This is a genomic window from Sphingosinicella humi (genome assembly GCF_003129465.1).
Lineage (GTDB): Bacteria > Pseudomonadota > Alphaproteobacteria > Sphingomonadales > Sphingomonadaceae > Allosphingosinicella > Allosphingosinicella humi.
The window spans coordinates 411,972-425,093 of record NZ_QFFF01000001.1 but is presented as its reverse complement, the minus strand read 5'-3'; the positions used below and the strand labels follow the sequence as shown (position 1 = coordinate 425,093).

Sequence of the window (13,122 nt, the reverse complement as noted above, 5' to 3'; positions counted from 1 at the left end):
GATAACCCGTGTTCGGTCATCGCGAGGAGTGGAGCGACGCGGCAATCCAGCCTGCGCCGCGGCTGGATTCCTTCGCTCTGCTCGCAATGACGGCGACGGTTCAGGCCACTGCCTCGCCCTCCGCCGCGCGTTCGGCGGCGGCGATATCGACGCGCTTCATTGGCGGCATTGTCTCCGCCGCGCGCGCTTCTTGAAAATCAGTAGTTCACCTTCGGGAAGAACTCCTTCCCGCGCCCTTCGGGCGTCGTGTCGAGCATGCCCCAGACGGGGTCCATGAAATCCAGCCCGCGATGATCCTGGCCGGGATCGTCGGGAGCGAAGACCAGTTCGCTGCCCCAGAAATGGCGGATCGTGCCGCCGTCGCGGACGAAGACGTTGAGCATCGGTTCATCCCAGACCTCGCCGTCTTTGTAGCCCCGTTCGGCGCGCATCGCAGGCGTCAGCGCGCCGGTGTCGCCGTAATAATGGGCGTCGTATTCGTTGCCCGCCGTGGACAGCAGCTTCAGGTGGTTCCAGCCGCGATCATGAGCCCAGGCGGCGAGCCGCGCGATCGGCGATTTGGCGACCGCATAGAGCGCCGCGCGCTGCGGCACATGTCGGGCGGCGCCGTCGATGCAGTCGAGCAGATGCGTGCAGCCGGGGCAGGGCGCATCGCGCTCGGGGCCGAACATGTAGCTGTAGAGGAGCAGCGTCGAATGCTCGCCGAACAGCTCGGAGAGCTTCACCATCTCCGGCCGGAAATCGGCGCCTATCCGCTCGAAGACATAATCCTCGGGCACTTCGCCGCCCGGCGGAAGCGCGCGGCGCATCTCGGCCACGGCTTCGGTTTGGCGGCGAAGCGCGATCTCGGCCCCGAGCAGTTGGTTGCGCGCTTCCCGATAGGCAGGGCTTTCGTTGGGGAAAGCCATATGCGCGAAGCCGCTCGCCATGGCTCAGGCGTCCGCCGTCTCTTTGCCGGCGATCGCCGCCTCGATGGTGGCGATGTCGATCTTGCGCATGGTCATCATCGCTTCCATCACGCGTTTCGCGACGGCTGGATCGGGATGGGTCATGCCTTCCATCAGCACGCGCGGGACGATCTGCCAGGAAAAGCCCCAGCGATCCTTGCACCAGCTGCATTCGCTCTCCTGCCCGCCATTGGAGACGATCGCGTTCCAATATCGATCGGTCTCCTCCTGGTCGTCGGTGTAGACCTGAAAGCTGATCGCCTCGTTGGGCTTGAAGTTGGGGCCGCCGTTGAGGCCGACGAAGGCCCGGCCGAGGACGGTGAACTCGACGGTCAGCTCAGTGCCCCGATGGCCGCCGGGATAGTCGGCACCGGCGGTCATGGCTGGCCCGACATGGCTGTCGGGAAAGGTGGCGGCGTAGAACTCCGCCGCCTTGCGCGCCTCGCCATGGTCGAACCACAGGCAAGTGACGAGTTTGTTGTCAGTCTTGGTGGCCATGCTTCGCTCTCCTTATTTCCTGGGGCCGACGAGACCGAAGGCGGCACCCTGCGGATCGATGGCGTTGACGGCATATTCGCCGCCCGGAATCTCCTGCGGGCCGAAGGTGATGGTGCCGCCATGGGCGCGGACGGCCTCGGTTGCCTTATCGATGTCCCGAACGCCGAAATAGAAGTTCCACATCGGCCGCTGCTTGCCGCCCATGCTGTTCATCATCGCCCCGATCATCTCGCCGTGATGATTGATGAAGCGATAGTCGCCGGCCTCGCCCCCCTCGGCGCCGCTCGGGACAGGCATCGGCATGGCGTCGCCCTTCTCCCAGCCGAACTGGTCGATGTAGAAATCGAGCGCGGCGGCTTGGTCGGTGGCGACGAGCTCGTTCCAGCGGCAATGGCCGGGGCTTTGCGCTGCAAAGGCCGTGCTCGCCTGATCCATATTCCCGCGCATGACGTAGAAGACGACGCCCTGCGGGTCCGCCACCATCGCGAAGCGCCCGACGTTGGGGATGTCGGTGGGCGGAACGTGGATCGAACCGCCGGCCTCCCTGATCCGGGCGGCCGCGGCGTCGACGTCGTTGACGCCGATATAGCCGAGCCAGACGGGTGGAGGCATCCCTTCCTCCGATCTCATGAGTCCGGCGACATCGGTGCCGTCCATCGAGAACAGCCGGTAGTCCATGCCCGCCTGGCCCGCATTTCGTGCGTTCCAGCCGATGACCTCGCCGTAAAACTCGGCAGCCGCGTCGGGATCGCTGGTGAGCAGCTCATACCAGATGAAGCTGCCATGCGGGTTGCGGCCTTCCTCGCTTCCGGAGAGCGTTGACGAACGTTCGGCTGTTGGAGCGTGGTCGGACATGGACAAGTCCTTTCATCGGTAGAGAGGAGGGAGGTCGCGGCGCGGCCTCCCTGAAGGCCAATCAGGCCGGTTCGCGGGACGGGACTGTCTCCGCGGCGGTGTCGAGCACGGGCCTGAAGCCGCCCCAGAACATGCGCATTCCGTCGAAGGGCATCTTGTCCTTGTCCGGCTGCATGTCGGGATCTTCCATCATTGCCTTCCAGCCCGCGTCGCGGGTCTCCTTGTCCGGCCATTCGATCCAGGAAAAGACGACATTCTCCCCCGGCTCGGCCTTCACCGAGCGCTTGAAGTCGGTCACCTTGCCGTCGGGCACGTCGTCGCCCCAGGCTTCGACCACGCGCACGGCGCCACATTCCTTGAACTTCGCCGCGGCTTTGGAGGCCATGTCGCGATAGGCCTGCTTGTTGCCCTCCGGGACCGGCGCCACGAAGCCATCGACATAAGCGCCGCGTCCGCCGGTGGACTCATCGATGAAGGAGTCGAAGCCCCCATAGATCATCCGCTGACCGTCGAATGGCATGGACTCGCCCATCGTCTTCATCCGCGGATCGCTCATCATTTTCTCGTTGGCGGCGTCGCGCGTCGCCTTGTCGGGATATTCGAACCAGGCGAAGACGACGGTCTCGTCAGGCTTGGCCTGCACCGAACCCTTGAAGTCGGTCACTTTGCCGTCCGGCACGTCGTCGCCCCAGGCTTCGAAGTGGCGCCTCACGCCGAACGCCTTGAACAGCGGCGCCGCATCGGCGGCATGCTGGCGATAGGCTTCCTTGTTGGCGCTCGGGACCGCGCAGACAAATCCTTCCACATAGGTCATGCTGCTTCTCCTTCTTGCCGCGGCCGTTCAGGCCGCTTCCGCGGGTTCATGTTCCTTGAATGCAGCGAGCTGCGCCGCCAGCGCCCGAGCGAAGGCGGGCCGCGCCTCGCAGCGGGCCTGATAGGCGGCGAGATTGGGATATTCGGCGACGAAGTCGGTGCGGCGTAGGATGCGCAGTACCGTCGTCATCATCAGATCGCCGGCGGTGAAGCGGTCCTCCAGATAATCGCTCTCACCGAGCCAGTCGGAGATCTGGCCGAGCCGCCGCCGGATCGAGTCCTCGACTTCGGGGCGGCGCAGGCGGCCCCATTCGGAGCCGCCCGAGATGTTGATCTCGACGAGGTTCCAGATCGGCTTCTCGACGCTGTCGATCGCGGCGATCACCCAGGCGAGCGTGCGGGCGCGGCCGGCGGGGTCGGACGGCATCAGCGCGTCCGAATTCTGGGCGATGTGGAGCACGATCGCGCCGCTCTCGAACAGATGGACGTCGCCTTCCCTATAGGCCGGCACCTGGCCGAACGGCTGCTCGGCAAGATCCTCGGGCGAACGTTCGCCGAGGAATTCGAGCAGGCGTTCGCGATAGCTGAGGCCCGCCTCCTCGAGCGCCCAGCGGACGCGGATGTCGCGGACCAGACCATGGGCCATCTCAGGCACCCATTTGAGGGCGGTGATCTCGATCTCGGCGCTCGGGTCGACAGGCATGATGCTCTCCTCCTGGGGCTCAGGCCGCCGCTCGGTCCGTGGTCGTTTCCCCGGCTTCGGCCAGCTCGGCGAGCTGGTTGGCGACCTGCCCCCAGCCTTCGTGGAAACCCATCGCCTCATGCGCCTTCAGCGCTTCCTCGTCCCAGTGGCGGACGCGGGCGGTGTAGCGGGTGCCTTCGCCCTCGGCCTCGAAGGTGACGATCGCGACCATGCCGAAGTCGCAGCCGTCGCCGCTTAGCACCTGCGGATTCCAGCCGGCGGTGAAGGCGTTGGTGAAGACGACCTTCTCGTTCGGCACCACTTCCAGGAAGATACCGTCGTGGGGCATATCCTCGCCCTCGGGCGACCGCATCACCGTGAAAGCGCGTCCGCCAGCCTTCAGGTCCCACTCGACCACGGGTGTCGTCCAGGGCTTGGGGCACCACCATTCGCCGGTGCGCTCCGTCCAGACGCGATAGACGGCCTCGGGGCGCGCATCGATATAGCGGGTAATAGACAGTTCATGCTGTGCGGCCATTTCGACACTCCTTGTCTTCGCGTTCAGGCCTCGGCCGGCTGGGACATCGCGGCCGTCGCGGCCTCCATGTCCATGAAGAACGGCTCCCAGATATGGCCATCCGGATCCTCAAACGGGCGGCTGTACATGAAGCCGAGATCCTCGGCGTCGCGCGCCTCGCGGCCGCCGGCCGCCAGCGCCTTCTCGGTGATGCGGTCGACGCCTTCCCGGTTGTCCTCCGAAAGGGCGACCATCACTTCGCTCGTGGCGTGCGCGTCGGCGATGCGCTTGGGCGTGAACTGCCGGAACTTATCATGGGTCAGCAGCATCACGTGAATGGTTTCGGAAAGGACCATGCATGCCGCCGTATCGTCCGAAAATTGCGGGTTTTTCTCGGCCCCGATGGCCTCATAGAAGGCAACGGAGCGTTGAAGGTCGGTCACCGGCAGGTTCACGAAGATCAGCTTGGACATGGTCGTCTCCTCCGAATCGCTGATTGCCATTCATGCCGACGTGAGTTAGTAAAAGCAACTATGAAGTCACAAAAAGTAACTACCGAGCGCCAGGCCGCCTCGAAAAGGCGATATGACGACGCCTGCGGCACCGCCCATGCGCTCGATCTGGTCGGCGAGCGCTGGGCCCTGCTGGTATTGAGGGAGCTTATGCTCGGACCGAAGCGCTTCTCAGACCTTCGCGCCGATCTGCCCGGAATCAGCGCCAATGTGCTGACCCAGCGGCTGGAAGGGCTGGAAGCGTCCGGCCTTTTGGTCCGCAGGAAGCTGCCTCCGCCCGCCTCGACTCAGGTCTATGAGCTGACCCAATGGGGCTATGAGGCCGAACCTATCGTGCAGAGCCTCGGCCGCTGGGCGGCCCGCTCTCCCGCGCACGACCCGACGCTGCCGATCAGCTCCACTTCGATCATCCTCAGTTTCCGCACCATGTTCGATGGCGAGCGGGCGAAGGGCATGCGGGCCAGTCTCGGCCTGCGCCTCGGCAGGGAGGCGTTTCGCGGAAGCATGGCGGACGGCCGGCTGGAGATCGCGCGGGGAGACCCCGAAGGTGCCGACTTCATCTTCACCGGCACGGCGGCGGCGCTGGCGGCGGCGGTCTACGGCAAGCAGCCTCTCGACGCCCTGGCCGAGGCGGGCGCGCTTACCCTAGAAGGTGATCGTGCCTTGGCGGAACAGTTCCTGACCTTGTTTCCTCTTCCGCCGAAGGTTGAATAGCCAAGCTTGTCGAGCGGCGTCTCTTCCCTCTAGTGAACCGCAAACGCATTCGCTCGATCGGAAGGGGAAAACATGAAACTCGACGGTTCAATATCCGCGGTCGTCACCGGCGCCGCGTCCGGCCTCGGCGAGGCCACCGCGCGCGCCTTGGCCGAAAAGGGCGTGAAGGTCGCCGTCTTCGATCGCGATGCGGAGAAGGGGGAAAAGGTCGCTGCCGAGATCGGCGGCATCTTCTGCGAGGTGGACGTGACGTCCAACGAGGCGGTCGATGCCGCCTTCGCCAGGGCGCGCGAGGCGCATGGGCAGGAGCGGATCTGCGTCAACTGTGCCGGCGTCGCCAACGCCGTGAAGACGGTCGGGCGCGACAAGGAAACCGGTGCGGTTAAGCGCTACCCTGTCCATCAATTCGAGCTCGCCATACAGATCAACCTTATCGGCACGTTTCGCGTGCTCGCCGCCTCCGCCGCCGGGATGGCAGATCTGGAACCGCTGGAGGATGGCGAGAAGGGCCTCATCATCAACACTGCCTCGGTCGCCGCGCAGGACGGCCAGATCGGCCAGGCCGCCTATTCTGCCTCCAAGGCAGGCGTGCTTGGAATGGCCTTGCCGATCGCCCGCGACCTGATGGGCGAGGGCATCCGCGTCAACACCATCCTTCCGGGCGTCTTCAAGACCCCGATGGTCGCGATGATGCCGGAGCATGTGCAGGATGCGCTCGCCGCACAGGTGCCTTTCCCCAAACGCCTCGGCCAGCCTCAAGAATATGCGCGCCTTGCCGTATTCATGGCCGAGAACCCGTATCTCAACGGGGAATATGTCCGCCTCGACGGCGCCATTCGCATGGCGCCGCGCTGAGTCCGTTGTTCAACCGAACGGTTTCACTAACAGGTGATAAACCGTTCGGTTGAACATCATCGAGGCTTGCCCCTTCGCTGCGCCCGGGCCAGCATGAGCCGATGAAGCATATCGGCATCCTGGCCCACAGCGCCGAAGGGGCGACGCTCTGCTACCGCACGGCCTGGATGGAAGGCATTCGCCATCTGGGCCCGCATAATCATCCCGAGATCACTCTCACCGGCGTCGCCATGCACCAGGCGCTGGACGCCTGGGAACGGAACGATCTTCCGGCCCTGCGCGCGCTCTTCATGGAGGACGCGCGAAAGCTCGCGGCCGCCGGGGCCGACTTTTTCGTCCTCCCCGACAATACCGCCCATATCGCGCTCGAGGTGCCCGGTGAGGCCTTCCCGATCCCCTGCCTGCACATCGCCGAGGTGGTCGCCGACCGCGCCGCGACGGATGGCCGCCGCCGCATCGCCATCCTCGGCACGCGCTGGACGATGGAAGGCCCGGTCTATCCTGGCGCCTTCGCCCGTCGCGGTCTCGGCTGGGACATACCGGACGAGGCCGACCGCAAGATCATCCACGACATCATCTTCGACGAGCTTTGCCTCGGTGTCTTCACCGACGCCTCCCGCGCCGAATATGTCCGCATCATCGAGACGATGGCGGAGCGCGGCTGCGACGCGGCGGCGCTGGTCTGCACCGAGATTCCGCTACTGATCACAGAGGCGGTGTCGCCCCTCCCGATTCTCGACTCCACGCGACTCCTTGCCGCCGCCGCGGTGGACGTGGCCCTCGGCCAGCGGGAGATGCCCGGCTGGCGGGGCGGACCCTTGTGAAGCCGCTCGCCGGCCTTCGCATCCTCGAATTCGCCGGGCTCGCACCGGCGCCCTTCGCGGCGATGATGCTGGCGGACCATGGTGCCGAGGTGGTGCGTATCGAACGGGCCGGCTGGGCGCCCCCGATCCCGCCCGACAAGGACATTCTTCGCCGGGGCCGAGCGGAAATACTGACGCTGGACCTCAAGGCCGAGGCCGACGCGGCTCGCGCGCGGGATCTGGCGTGCTCGGCCGATGGGCTGATCGAGGGGTTCCGCCCAGGCGTTATGGAGCGGCTGGGGCTGGGGCCCGACCTGCTGTGCCGGGACAATCCGCGCCTCGTCTACGGCCGCATGACAGGATGGGGGCAGGAGGGGCCGCTCGCCGGGGCCGCCGGGCACGACATCAACTACATCGCGCTCGCCGGCAATCTCCACGGCTATGGCCGCGCCGACGGCAAGCCGACGCCGCCGCTGAACGCCGTCGGCGATTTCGGCGGGGGCGGGATGCTGCTCGCTTTTGCCATGCTCGCCGGCATCCTCTCCGCCCGCGCGACGGGAAAGGGCAGCGTGATCGACTGCGCGATGGTCGACGGGGCCGCGCTCCTGGCCGCCCAGACCTGGAGCCTCCTCGCCGCCGGAATGTGGAAGGACGAACGCGGCGCGAACCTGCTCGACGGCGGCGCCGCCTTTTACGACAGCTATGAATGCGCCGACGGCAAGTTCATCGCAGTCGGCGCGCTGGAGCCCCAATTCTTCGCCGCCTTGGCGGGAAAGCTAAACCTTTCGGTTCCACAAAACGACCCCGGCCTCCGCGACCGCCTGTCCGAGCTCTTCCGCACCCGGCCGCGCGACCAATGGTGCGCGCTGCTGGAAGGCTCCGACGCCTGCGTGGCGCCGGTGCTGTCGATGGCCGAAGCTCCCGCCCATCCCCACAACGCCGCCCGCGGCACCTTCATCGAAGCGGACGGCTTGGTTCAGCCGGCGCCTGCCCCTCGCTTTTCGCAGCGAGTGGAAGACGATCCGGCCGGCTGATAGACTTGCTTCATGCCCGGCTTTCTGCCTGTCGATCCGCTCGTCGCCGTCACCCTGGCGGCGACGATCCTGGCGGCCCAGCCGTCTTCGGACCGGCACGAGGACAAGCGGCAACGCCTTGACGAAGAGCGGCGCGAGCTGTCGGCGAATATCGCGGACCCGCAATGGATGCAGGATCAGGGCCGCGCGACGCTCGCCCGCCTCGCGGTCGAACGCGGCTGGCGGGAATGTGCCGAGAACGAGGCCGGCGCCCTGGCGAAGACATCCGAAAAGCCGCCGAGGCTCCTGGCCGAGGCGGCGCTCACCACCTGCCGGGAGTGGGAAAATCTGCTCCGCCTGGCGCTCGACAAGGGCGCCTATCCCTATCTGGAAGGACCGATGTCGAAGGACGACATGATCCTGCGGGCGGAGCTGGAATCGCGCGACGGCGCGCTCGCCCGCATAGCCATGTGGAGGGCTGGAGGGGGTGGCTCCCCGGAGTCTGACCGGCCGGATCAGGAGAGGGAGGTCGCCACGCCTCTTCCGGAGACCCGTGTTCCGGCATTCGCCCCGCTACCGCCGCCCTCGGCCGGAAAGGCCGAGCCGCCGGCGACCGACCCAGGCGCGGAGGACGCGGAGACGATCGTCGTCACCGGCACCCGCGTCGGCGGATGCCGGGTAAGGCTGGCCGATCGCACGCTGACCGAGCGGCAGCTCGCCGCGCGCGCGAAGGAATGGGCCGCCAACGGGACGCCGCTACGCGTGATCCGGCCCGCTCGCGCCGACTATCATTGTCTCGCCCGTATCGTGTGGAGCCTCAGCAAATATGGCGTGACGCTATTTCACTTCGTCGAGCCGTCAGAGGCCCGCTGACGCCCCGCGTTCTACCGGTTCCTCCGCCCCTCGATCAGGCTGTCGACCAGCCCGGGGTCGGCCAGGGTCGAGGTATCGCCCAGCGAGCCATATTCATTCTCGGCGATCTTGCGGAGGATGCGGCGCATGATCTTGCCGGAGCGGGTCTTGGGCAGCGCCGGCGTGAAGTGGATGAGGTCCGGCGTCGCGATCGGGCCGATTTCCTTCCTCACATGCTGCCTCAGCTCCGTCTCCAGCGCGTCGCTCGGCTCCTCGCCCGCGATCAGGGTGACGTAGCAGTAGATGCCCTGGCCCTTGATGTCGTGCGGATAGCCGACCACCGCCGACTCCGCGACCAGCTTATGTGAGACCAGCGCCGATTCCACCTCGGCCGTGCCCATGCGGTGGCCGGAGACGTTGATGACGTCGTCGACCCGGCCTGTGATCCAATAATAGCCGTCGTCGTCGCGGCGGCAGCCGTCGCCGCTGAAATAATGGCCCCGATAGGCCGAGAAATAGGTCTGCACGAAACGCTCATGATCACCGTAGACGGTGCGCATCTGCCCCGGCCAGCTCGTGGCCATGCAGAGGTTCCCCTCCGCCGCGCCGCCCCGCGCCTTGCCCTCGGCGTCGAGCAGTTCCGGCACGATGCCGAAGAAGGGCTTGCCCGCCGACCCCGGCTTCATGTCGTGCGCGCCGGGTAGGGTGGTGATCATGATCCCGCCCGTCTCGGTCTGCCACCAGGTGTCGACGATCGGGCAGCGCTCGTCGCCGACCACTCGCCAATACCAGAGCCAGGCCTGCGGATTGATCGGCTCGCCGACGGTGCCGAGGATACGGATCGACGAGCGGTCGTGCTTCTTCACCGGCGCCTCGCCCTCGCGCGCCAGCGCGCGAATGGCGGTGGGCGCGGTGTAGAAGATGTTGACCTTGTGCCGCTCCACCATGTCCCAGAAGCGGCTGCAATCGGGATAGTTGGGCACGCCCTCGAACATCAGGCTGGTCGCGCCGTTGGCGAGCGGGCCGTAGACGACATAGCTGTGGCCGGTGACCCAGCCCACATCGGCCGTGCACCAGAACATTTCGCCGGGCCGATAGTCGAACACATAATGGAAGGTGAGGGCGGTCCACACCGCATAGCCGCCGGTCGTGTGCAGCACGCCCTTGGGCTTGCCGGTCGAGCCCGACGTATAGAGGATGAACAGCGGGTCCTCCGCATTCATCGGCTCGCAGGGGCAATCGTCCGAAGCGTCCGCCGCCACCTCGTCATACCAGCGGTCGCGGCCCTCCATCATGGCGACGTCGTTGCGGCAATGGCGGATGACCAGCACGGCGTCGACCTCGGGGCCGCCATCGAGCGCAGCGTCGACATTGGCCTTCAGCGGCACCACCTTGCCGCCGCGCATACCGCCGTCGGCGGTGACGACGATGCGGCTGCGGCAATCCTCGATGCGTCCCCTCAGCGCCTCGGGCGAGAAGCCGCCGAACACCACCGAATGGACGGCCCCGATCCGCGCGCAGGCGAGCATCGCCACCGCCGCTTCCAGGATCATCGGCAGGTAGAGGGTGACGCGGTCGCCCTTCTTGACGCCCTGCGTCTTCAGGACATTCGCCATGCGCACCACCTCGGCGTGGAGCTGCCGATAGGTGAGGCTCCGCGTCACGCCCGGCTCGTCGCCCTCCCACAGCAGCGCGACCTGGTCGCCGCGCTCGGGCAGATGCCGGTCGACGCAATTGTGGCAGAGGTTGAGGACGCCGTCCTCGTACCAGCGAATGTCCACCGGATCGAAGGACCAGTTGGCGATCTCCGTCGGCGCCTTGAACCAGTCGAGCCGCTTCGCCTGTTCCGCCCAGAACGCATCCGGCTGCTCGACCGATTGCCTGTAGAGCGCCTCATATTGCTCGGGCGTGCAATGGCTGCCCTGGATGGCGGCTGCCGGCGGAGAGATGCGCTCGTTCATGGGGTCCTCGGATCGTTTGGCCCTGTCGGAATCGACAGTAGCGTTTCGGCCGGAGCGACGCCAGCGCGGCACAAAAGGGTCGTCCCGGACATTGTGAACGAAGTTTGCAACGGACGGGAGAGACGGTTTTGACGGTGCTGACCACGCTCAGGACAAGAGAGGAAAGCGGCGGAGCGTCGAACGGCGCGGTCGTGCTCTACGTGCGCGGAGAAGGCGAGTTCGCCAACCAGCACGACGCCGCCACGCGCCGCGAGGTCGGCCGCCGGCTCGCTGCTCTCAAGGGCTTCGACTTCGCCGGCGAGCATGACCCGGAGGTCCACTATCCCGGGCCGCTCTATTTCGTCCCCAGCGACACGATCCTCACCGACGAAGCCGCCGCCCTGGGCATCGAAGGCGAGCATGACCTTTTCGGCGGCGTGGTGCCCCATCGCTTCGTCGCGACCAAGGCCATCACCCATGCGCTGGTCGATCCCGCCGCCGCGGCGCCCCCCGGCTGGTCCCACGCCTTTGCCCGCCACATGGAGGGGAGCGTGGTGGCGGGCTTCACCGTCTTCACCCTGGACGATGCCCGCCGCGCCGCGCGCGAGCTGCTGGAGCGCGGGCCGCTGCGCCTCAAGCCCGTGCTCGCCACGTCCGGCCAGGGTCAGGCCACGGTCGAGAGCCTGGAAGCGCTCGCCGCCGAGCTCGAAGCCCAGGACCTTTCGCAGCTTTCGGAATGCGGACTGGTCCTGGAAGAGGATCTGGCCGCCGTCGAGACCTATAGCGTCGGCCTCGCCCGTGTGGGCGAGCTGCTGGTGAGCTATGTGGGGACGCAGGGCACCACGCCCAGTGGCAAGGGCGAGGAGGTCTATGGCGGCTCCGACCTGCTCTTCGCCCGCGGCGGCTTCGATGCGCTCCTAGCGCTGGACCTTACCCAGCCCATCCGCCTCGCCGTCATCCAGGCCTCGCAATATGATGCGGCGGCGACGGAATGCTTCCCCGGCCTTGTCGCCTCCCGCCGCAATTACGACGTGGCGCAGGGGACGAATGCGCGCGGCAAGCGATGCTCCGGCGTGCTGGAGCAAAGCTGGCGCCTCGGCGGCGCCACAGGTGCCGAGATCGCGGCGATGGAGGCGTTCCAGGAGCAGCCGGACCTGAACCAGGTCCGCGCCTGCACGGTCGAGCGCTATGGCGATTTCGATCCGCCTCCGGCCGGCGCGGCGATCTATTTCCAGGGCATCGACGAGGCCGAGGGGTCCATGGTCAAATATGCGATGGTGCGGCCATGAGCGACGGCAGGGGCAAGGTCACGATCGGGGTCGACGGGCAGAAGATCGAGGGCACCATCCTCGCGCCGGAGAAGCTCGTCCCCGGCATCCTCTTCGTCCATGGCTGGGGCGGCAGCCAGGCCCAGGATCTGAGGCGTGCCCGCAAAATCTCGCGCCTTGGCTGCCTGTGTTTCACCTTCGACCTTCGCGGCCACGCCGCCACCGAGCCAATGCGCGAGAGGGTGACGCGCGAGGAGAATCTCAACGATCTCTGCGCCGCCTATGATTTCCTCGCCGGCCAGCCGCAGGTCGACAAGTCCGCCATCGCCGTCGTCGGCAGCAGCTATGGCGGCTATCTCGCCGCCATTCTCACCTCCATGCGGCCGGTCAACTGGCTCGCCCTGCGCGTCCCCGCCCTCTACCGTGACGAGGATTGGGAGACGCCCAAGGCCGCGCTCGATCGCGACGATCTCAACAAATATCGCCAGACCTGGCTGAGCTACAGCGACAACCGCGCGCTGCGCGCCTGCTCGGAATTCGAGGGCGACGTGCTGATCGTCGAATCCGAATGCGACGAGATGGTGCCGCACCCGGCCGTCGGCGGCTATATGGCCTCCTTCCGCAGCGCCCGCTCGCTCACTTACCGCGTGCTGAAGGGCGCCGACCATGCCCTCTCCACGGAAAAGGACCGCGCCGCCTACAACAAGATCTTGAACGGCTGGGTCACCAACATGGTCCTCGGCGCCCGCATGGGGGATTGAGCGGGCCACGGGGAATTGGTGGTGGAATGGTATCGGCGCTCGCGTCATCCCGGCGAAAGCCGGGACCCAAGAACACCGCCCGTCAATCTAAG

At 66.6% G+C, this 13,122-nt stretch carries 16 protein-coding genes and 1 pseudogene; 8 read left to right on the top strand and 9 right to left on the bottom strand.

From position 1 onward, the window contains the following. Nucleotides 1-8 precede the first annotated feature (8 nt). Nucleotides 9-194 carry a hypothetical protein gene (locus DF286_RS02120; RefSeq protein ID WP_109269937.1) on the top strand — a complete coding sequence of 62 codons (186 nt, stop codon included), beginning with the start codon at nucleotides 9-11 and terminating at the stop codon, nucleotides 192-194. A gap of 3 nt (nucleotides 195-197) precedes the next feature. On the opposite strand, the gene DF286_RS02115 is transcribed toward DF286_RS02120, so the two are convergent. The 8 genes and pseudogenes from DF286_RS02115 to DF286_RS02085 all read right to left on the bottom strand — a co-directional run bounded on the left by DF286_RS02115 (nucleotide 198) and on the right by DF286_RS02085 (nucleotide 4,785). Then, the gene (locus tag DF286_RS02115; protein ID WP_109269936.1) at nucleotides 198-929 is read right to left on the bottom strand and encodes a DUF899 family protein; all 732 of its coding nucleotides are present in this window, start codon (nucleotides 927-929) and stop codon (nucleotides 198-200) included. A gap of 3 nt (nucleotides 930-932) precedes the next feature. Next, nucleotides 933-1,445, bottom strand: coding sequence for a VOC family protein (locus DF286_RS02110; RefSeq protein ID WP_109269935.1), 513 nt, complete (start codon nucleotides 1,443-1,445; stop codon nucleotides 933-935). Between the two features lie 12 nt (nucleotides 1,446-1,457). After that, nucleotides 1,458-2,300 (bottom strand): VOC family protein, encoded by an 843-nt coding sequence (locus tag DF286_RS02105; RefSeq protein WP_109269934.1) that lies wholly within the window; start codon nucleotides 2,298-2,300, stop codon nucleotides 1,458-1,460. A gap of 61 nt (nucleotides 2,301-2,361) precedes the next feature. Then, nucleotides 2,362-2,799: a DUF1428 domain-containing protein gene (locus DF286_RS15325; protein ID WP_341533241.1), complete on the bottom strand. Its 438-nt coding sequence runs from the start codon at nucleotides 2,797-2,799 to the stop codon at nucleotides 2,362-2,364. Between the two features lie 18 nt (nucleotides 2,800-2,817). Further along, nucleotides 2,818-3,114 (bottom strand): annotated as a pseudogene (locus tag DF286_RS15320) (DUF1428 domain-containing protein); the annotation flags it as partial. A gap of 27 nt (nucleotides 3,115-3,141) precedes the next feature. Beyond that, nucleotides 3,142-3,816, bottom strand: a complete 675-nt coding sequence (locus tag DF286_RS02095) for a glutathione S-transferase family protein (RefSeq protein WP_109269932.1) — start codon at nucleotides 3,814-3,816, stop codon at nucleotides 3,142-3,144. A 19-nt stretch (nucleotides 3,817-3,835) separates the two neighbouring features. Then, complete coding sequence (locus tag DF286_RS02090; RefSeq protein WP_109269931.1) at nucleotides 3,836-4,333, bottom strand: SRPBCC family protein; 498 nt, start codon at nucleotides 4,331-4,333, stop codon at nucleotides 3,836-3,838. 23 nt (nucleotides 4,334-4,356) lie between these two features. After that, a complete protein-coding gene (locus DF286_RS02085) occupies nucleotides 4,357-4,785 on the bottom strand; it encodes a VOC family protein (RefSeq protein WP_109269930.1) in 429 nt (142 codons plus the stop codon). A 60-nt stretch (nucleotides 4,786-4,845) separates the two neighbouring features. Here DF286_RS02085 and DF286_RS02080 point away from each other — a divergent pair, with 60 nt between their 5' ends. The 5 genes from DF286_RS02080 (at nucleotide 4,846) to DF286_RS02060 (ending at nucleotide 9,082) form a co-directional block, all read left to right on the top strand. Then, the gene (locus tag DF286_RS02080; protein ID WP_109269929.1) at nucleotides 4,846-5,538 is read left to right on the top strand and encodes a winged helix-turn-helix transcriptional regulator; all 693 of its coding nucleotides are present in this window, start codon (nucleotides 4,846-4,848) and stop codon (nucleotides 5,536-5,538) included. 72 nt (nucleotides 5,539-5,610) lie between these two features. Further along, nucleotides 5,611-6,393, top strand: coding sequence for an SDR family oxidoreductase (locus DF286_RS02075; RefSeq protein WP_109269928.1), 783 nt, complete (start codon nucleotides 5,611-5,613; stop codon nucleotides 6,391-6,393). Nucleotides 6,394-6,494: 101 nt separating this feature from the next. Then, a complete protein-coding gene (locus DF286_RS02070; RefSeq protein WP_109269927.1) occupies nucleotides 6,495-7,217 on the top strand; it encodes an aspartate/glutamate racemase family protein in 723 nt (240 codons plus the stop codon). Beyond that, entirely contained in the window at nucleotides 7,214-8,230 is a 1,017-nt protein-coding gene (locus tag DF286_RS02065) for a CaiB/BaiF CoA transferase family protein (RefSeq protein WP_243444685.1), read from the top strand. Before DF286_RS02070 ends, DF286_RS02065 begins: the two co-directional genes overlap by 4 nt. A gap of 12 nt (nucleotides 8,231-8,242) precedes the next feature. Further along, nucleotides 8,243-9,082 carry a hypothetical protein gene (locus DF286_RS02060; RefSeq protein ID WP_109269926.1) on the top strand — a complete coding sequence of 280 codons (840 nt, stop codon included), beginning with the start codon at nucleotides 8,243-8,245 and terminating at the stop codon, nucleotides 9,080-9,082. Between the two features lie 11 nt (nucleotides 9,083-9,093). On the opposite strand, the gene acs is transcribed toward DF286_RS02060, so the two are convergent. Beyond that, nucleotides 9,094-11,022: an acetate--CoA ligase gene (gene acs, locus DF286_RS02055; RefSeq protein WP_109269925.1), complete on the bottom strand. Its 1,929-nt coding sequence runs from the start codon at nucleotides 11,020-11,022 to the stop codon at nucleotides 9,094-9,096. Between the two features lie 134 nt (nucleotides 11,023-11,156). On the opposite strand from acs, the gene DF286_RS02050 reads away from it, so the two are divergent. Then, nucleotides 11,157-12,290, top strand: coding sequence for a DUF3182 family protein (locus DF286_RS02050; protein WP_243444835.1), 1,134 nt, complete (start codon nucleotides 11,157-11,159; stop codon nucleotides 12,288-12,290). Then, nucleotides 12,287-13,030: an alpha/beta hydrolase family protein gene (locus tag DF286_RS02045; protein ID WP_109269923.1), complete on the top strand. Its 744-nt coding sequence runs from the start codon at nucleotides 12,287-12,289 to the stop codon at nucleotides 13,028-13,030. Before DF286_RS02050 ends, DF286_RS02045 begins: the two co-directional genes overlap by 4 nt. Nucleotides 13,031-13,122: the final 92 nt, after the last annotated feature.

Bases quoted from the DNA above. Each gene is read 5' to 3' on its own strand.
- DF286_RS02115 (WP_109269936.1), bottom strand. From the start codon at position 929: ATGGCGAGCGGCTTCGCGCATATGGCTTTCCCCAACGAAAGCCCTGCC.
- acs (WP_109269925.1), bottom strand. From the start codon at position 11,022: ATGAACGAGCGCATCTCTCCGCCGGCAGCCGCCATCCAGGGCAGCCAT.
- DF286_RS02075 (WP_109269928.1), top strand. From the start codon at position 5,611: ATGAAACTCGACGGTTCAATATCCGCGGTCGTCACCGGCGCCGCGTCC.
- DF286_RS02105 (WP_109269934.1), bottom strand. From the start codon at position 2,300: ATGTCCGACCACGCTCCAACAGCCGAACGTTCGTCAACGCTCTCCGGA.
- DF286_RS02085 (WP_109269930.1), bottom strand. From the start codon at position 4,785: ATGTCCAAGCTGATCTTCGTGAACCTGCCGGTGACCGACCTTCAACGC.
- DF286_RS02090 (WP_109269931.1), bottom strand. From the start codon at position 4,333: ATGGCCGCACAGCATGAACTGTCTATTACCCGCTATATCGATGCGCGC.
- DF286_RS02070 (WP_109269927.1), top strand. From the start codon at position 6,495: ATGAAGCATATCGGCATCCTGGCCCACAGCGCCGAAGGGGCGACGCTC.
- DF286_RS02045 (WP_109269923.1), top strand. From the start codon at position 12,287: ATGAGCGACGGCAGGGGCAAGGTCACGATCGGGGTCGACGGGCAGAAG.
- DF286_RS02080 (WP_109269929.1), top strand. From the start codon at position 4,846: ATGAAGTCACAAAAAGTAACTACCGAGCGCCAGGCCGCCTCGAAAAGG.
- DF286_RS02110 (WP_109269935.1), bottom strand. From the start codon at position 1,445: ATGGCCACCAAGACTGACAACAAACTCGTCACTTGCCTGTGGTTCGAC.
- DF286_RS15325 (WP_341533241.1), bottom strand. From the start codon at position 2,799: ATGATCTATGGGGGCTTCGACTCCTTCATCGATGAGTCCACCGGCGGA.
- DF286_RS02060 (WP_109269926.1), top strand. From the start codon at position 8,243: ATGCCCGGCTTTCTGCCTGTCGATCCGCTCGTCGCCGTCACCCTGGCG.
- DF286_RS02095 (WP_109269932.1), bottom strand. From the start codon at position 3,816: ATGCCTGTCGACCCGAGCGCCGAGATCGAGATCACCGCCCTCAAATGG.